Genomic DNA, 4337 nt, shown 5'->3' on the forward strand with positions numbered 1-4337 from the left:
GGTGTAGGTGGACAATTAACCAATGGGACAGCTGAAGAAATAACAAAAAAAGCAAATAGTTTTGTAGAAAAAGTTAAAATTTCTAGAAAAAAAATGGAGGAATAAAATGAAAAAAAAAGTAGTTACTTTGGGAGAAATCCTTTTAAGACTTTCTCCTCAAGGAAATAAAAGGATTGTCAATTCTACATTTTTTGAGATAAATTATGGAGGAGCTGAAATAAATGTAGCTGTAGACCTTGCTAATTTAGGGATAGATACGAAACTTGTGACAAAAGCTCCTCAAAATGAATTAGGAGATGCTGCTTTACGCCACGCTAGAAGTTATGGAGTAGATATTTCTAACGTCGCAAGAGGTGGGGAAAAAATAGGTACATATTTTTTGGAGTCAGGTTTCTCAGTAAGAAGTAGTAAAGTTATTTATGATAGAAAGTATTCTGCTTTTTCAAAAGTATCGATAGATGAATTTGATTTAGACGCTATTTTTTCAGACGCTTGTCTTTTTCATGTATCTGGTATAACTCTTGCTGTAAGTTCTGAAGCTTTTGAATTAGCTGAATTTTTTATGAAGGAAGCAAAAAAAAGAGGTATCACAGTAAGTTTTGACTTCAATTATAGAAGCAAAGTGTGGACTCTAAAAGAGGCATCTAAGGGAATAAAAAAAATCTTGAAATATGTGGATATAGCTCTTGCAGGATATCTTGATTTTATAAATATACTTGGATTAGATATCGAAAAAGGTTGTCAGGATGAAACTATTCTAGACTGCTATCAAATTCTCTACCCTAAAGTTATGGAAAAATATAATTTTAAATATATAGTATCATCTGTTAGAAAAGTAGTATCTGCATCTAAAAATATCTATAGTGGTCTACTTTTTAATGGTAAGGAGATAGTAAGTTCTAAAGAATATGAAGTAGACATTATAGATAGAGTAGGTAGTGGAGATGCATTTACTTCGGGATTTTTATATGGATACCTCACAGAGGCAAATGATAATTATAAAATCGAATTTGCTTCCGCATCAGCTGTATTAAAACATACAATACCTGGAGACGCTAACCTTGTTGCAAAAAATGAAATTGAACAATTATTCAAAGGAACTGGATATGATGTAGGAAGATAATAAAAAAATTTATGATATCCCTAAAAAACAATGGAATTAATTAAAATAAATTATGAACATACCAAAATAATTGTTTTAACACTTTCGTATCGTTAAATTTTTAGAATATAAATATTACTAAAATCATAGTAGACACGGGTTCATTATTTTTCACTTCCACCATAAAATCCACAATTACAAATATTGTAGTTTTGAGATAAGAAGACCTGGCTTAATAGCTAGGTCTTTTATAATTTTATTTTTTATCATTTATCATTTATTTTTCAATAGGTTAAAAAGATGGATATTTATATAGATAACCTCTCTTCCCATTTTTTCACTCTTTAAAATACCTATTTCTTCCAGTGATTTTAAATACTTTGAAACAGTTTTCCTATTGGCAAATCCTTTTTCTACTAAATGAGATCCCTTTGTATAAATTTCAGTAAAAATAAATTCTATAAGCTCCTTACTGTAGATTTTAGGTAATATTTCTTTAACTTCAGTAATCGTATTATCCATCAATACTTTTATCCCTTTAGCAAGTTCCAGAGTTTCTTTCGATGTAAATTCTATAGCTTTCAATATATACAAGATCCACTCTTCCCAATTATTTTCTGTTGTTATTTTATTTAGAAGGCTGTAATAACTCTGCTTATTTTTTATGATATATGAACTTAGATAGAGAATTGGAGAATCCAATAGTTCTTCTTTGAGAAGATAAAGGATATTTAAAATACGTCCAGTTCTTCCATTCCCATCGTAAAATGGGTGAATTGCCTCAAATTGATAATGAGAGACTGCTAATTTTATTAATGGATCTACTTCAGTTTCTATATTGTAGTATTCTTCCAAATTGGCTAACAGATCTCTAATTAGAGATTCTCCAGTAGGAGGAGTATATATTACATCTCCAGTAAGAGAATTTCTGAGGGCTGTTCCAGGTATTTTTCTAATTCCACCTTTATTATCTTCTAGTATCTGCTGTATTTCCAATATAACATTAGTACTAATAAAACCATTTGACTTAACTAGATCAACCCCTTTCCAAAGAGCTTTTCTATAGTTGAGAACTTCTTTAGTATTAGGATCTATATTTTTTTCTGTCACAATAGATTTATAAAGGTTATCATTGGTAGTTACTATATTTTCTATTTCTGAACTGGCTTTAGCTTCCTGAAGGGCTAAGGAGCTTATCAGTATATCTTTATTTGGAATCAGCTCAGAATATGCTTTTAACTCTGCTAAAGCTCTACTGGCTTTATTTAGCTGTTTTAATACTGCTATTGTTTCAATTTCTATCTTTGGGGAATTAAATTGCATCTTTAAAAAACTAAATCATTGTTATCATTGGGCTTAAGGTAAATCAGTATTATTGAGATAAGTGTGGACAGTCTGAAAGCCAATAAAATGAAATTGACCACAAACAAAAATCATAATAATACCAAATAAATGTACAATAAATTATTTGTTGATTTACTAAAAATAAGAATTTGGGGTTAGATTTATTTTTTATAGGTTGCAATTATCGTTATGTTTAATTTTTCTCCTAAACTATTAGATTCAACCGTAGAAAAAAGTATATCAGTATCATCTTCATTTTTTTTATTAATCTCTTTTCGTACATGATTGGCTACATCAAAAGTTTCGTTTACTCCAAGTTCCTTTGATGCTGTTATATTTAATATTATATCTCTAATATCATTTATAGATTTCTGAGGGGATAAATTATTTAAAGCTTGTTGAGTAGCTTCTAAGGCTCTATTTTCTCCTTCTGCTTCTCCAAATCCTATAGCGACTAATCCTGAATTCGAGAGTGCATTTTTAATATCTAAATAGTCTAGTCCTATTAGACCTGTATGCGTACTCAAATCTGTTATTCCCTTAATGGCAATTCTAAAAAAATAATCTGAGTTTTCAAAAGGTTGTTTTAAATGTTTGTCCTCTGATATTATCAATGCATCTACAAGTTTTTTTAATTTTTCTACTCTTGAATACCCTTTCGAAATCAAATTAATAGAGTTAATGGAAACTAAAGCAATTGTTAAAATTCCTATATCTTTTGCTATTTCAGATACTTTAAATAATAAGTGTTCTTCTATACTATCATTCATTTCACTTGTTATAAATAAAACATCTAAATCTTTTAAGTATTTCTTTATCTCTTCTATATTTTTTTCTGAGTCATCCTCTAATTTAATTTTTATATCTGCTGAAGAATCCTTTAAAATTTGATTTTCTTCACTTATGGCAACATGTTCTATGAAATCTATTTTATTTTTAACTAAATAATTAATTTTATCTATCCCATATTTTCCTATCCCAATTACTTTTATTTTTAGCATCATTCCAGAAATATTAATTTTTTTCATTACTCTCCCCCTTTTCTTAAGTCTTAATCTAAACTAATCTAATATTCATTTTCTAACTTCCATTTAAAAAACTAAAGAAATAAAATAAAAAAGGAGAAAAAATCCTCCTTAATTTAACATTAAATTTTTTCATAAACCTGCTGATTGGCACTGTTTTTCTTTAACTTTCTGACTACTGTGTTTAAATTAGTTTCTACCTCATGTAAAAATAGAGTTCCTAAATTCATACGCTTCCCTCTAGGTACACGATTCCATTCATATCCTAAAAAAAGATCTCTAACACAAAATTTTTCACCACTGTTTAAATTATTCACTGTATTAATTGCTGTCTGTAAGTCGATACTCATAATAAAACCTCCTCCTTATAAAACAATAATGTTTAATTAACTGTTAATATTGATATCAACAATGTTGTTAATCAATTATAACTCTTTTTTTTCACTATGTCAATAAAAACAAATATAAATAAATGAAAGTACCATAATAACTATTTTGGCACATTCAAAAACGAACCCAGCAAAATCAACCTTAGAAGGACATCCAATTATGGGTGTCCTTTTATTTAGTATTTTTTACAACTTTGTTTGCGATATTCTCAATATTTTGTCCGCAGTTTTTCAATTATTTTTAAATAAAAAATATAATGTGTGTAAAATAATAAAAAAATTACACATATATTGAAAAAAAGGGTATAATATACCCATATATATTTTATTATAGTAATTAATTTAAAAATTTACACATATGGAGGTTTTTATGAAAGCAAATAACAATTTAAAATTCCTTCCCCCAGAGGTAGAAATTGAGACAATAGCAGTATTAAAACAGCTAAATAAAGCCAGTAGAGCTTTAGCAGAGTTAAA

Annotated in this window: 4 protein-coding genes; 1 reads left to right on the plus strand and 3 read right to left on the minus strand. The window is 28.0% G+C overall.

The features are described 5' to 3' along the window. The first annotated feature begins 106 nt into the window (after positions 1 to 106). Positions 107 to 1123 (plus strand): sugar kinase, encoded by a 1017-nt coding sequence (locus ABZA26_RS08760; RefSeq protein WP_372714140.1) that lies wholly within the window; start codon positions 107 to 109, stop codon positions 1121 to 1123. Between the two features lie 252 nt (positions 1124 to 1375). On the opposite strand, the gene ABZA26_RS08765 is transcribed toward ABZA26_RS08760, so the two are convergent. From ABZA26_RS08765 to ABZA26_RS08775, 3 genes are all read right to left on the minus strand, one after another. Further along, positions 1376 to 2425 (minus strand): Fic family protein, encoded by a 1050-nt coding sequence (locus ABZA26_RS08765; RefSeq protein WP_372714141.1) that lies wholly within the window; start codon positions 2423 to 2425, stop codon positions 1376 to 1378. 182 nt (positions 2426 to 2607) lie between these two features. Next, on the minus strand, positions 2608 to 3474 hold the full coding sequence (locus ABZA26_RS08770; protein ID WP_372714142.1) for a hypothetical protein: 867 nt from the start codon (positions 3472 to 3474) through the stop codon (positions 2608 to 2610). Between the two features lie 119 nt (positions 3475 to 3593). Next, on the minus strand, positions 3594 to 3821 hold the full coding sequence (locus ABZA26_RS08775; protein WP_372714143.1) for a single-stranded DNA-binding protein: 228 nt from the start codon (positions 3819 to 3821) through the stop codon (positions 3594 to 3596). Positions 3822 to 4337 lie beyond the last annotated feature (516 nt).

The organism is Ilyobacter sp. (assembly GCF_041583315.1).
Taxonomy (GTDB): Bacteria; Fusobacteriota; Fusobacteriia; order Fusobacteriales; family Fusobacteriaceae; genus Ilyobacter.

Bases quoted from the DNA above. Each gene is read 5' to 3' on its own strand.
- ABZA26_RS08760 (WP_372714140.1), top strand. From the start codon at position 107: ATGAAAAAAAAAGTAGTTACTTTGGGAGAAATCCTTTTAAGACTTTCT.
- ABZA26_RS08765 (WP_372714141.1), bottom strand. From the start codon at position 2,425: ATGCAATTTAATTCCCCAAAGATAGAAATTGAAACAATAGCAGTATTA.
- ABZA26_RS08770 (WP_372714142.1), bottom strand. From the start codon at position 3,474: ATGAAAAAAATTAATATTTCTGGAATGATGCTAAAAATAAAAGTAATT.
- ABZA26_RS08775 (WP_372714143.1), bottom strand. From the start codon at position 3,821: ATGAGTATCGACTTACAGACAGCAATTAATACAGTGAATAATTTAAAC.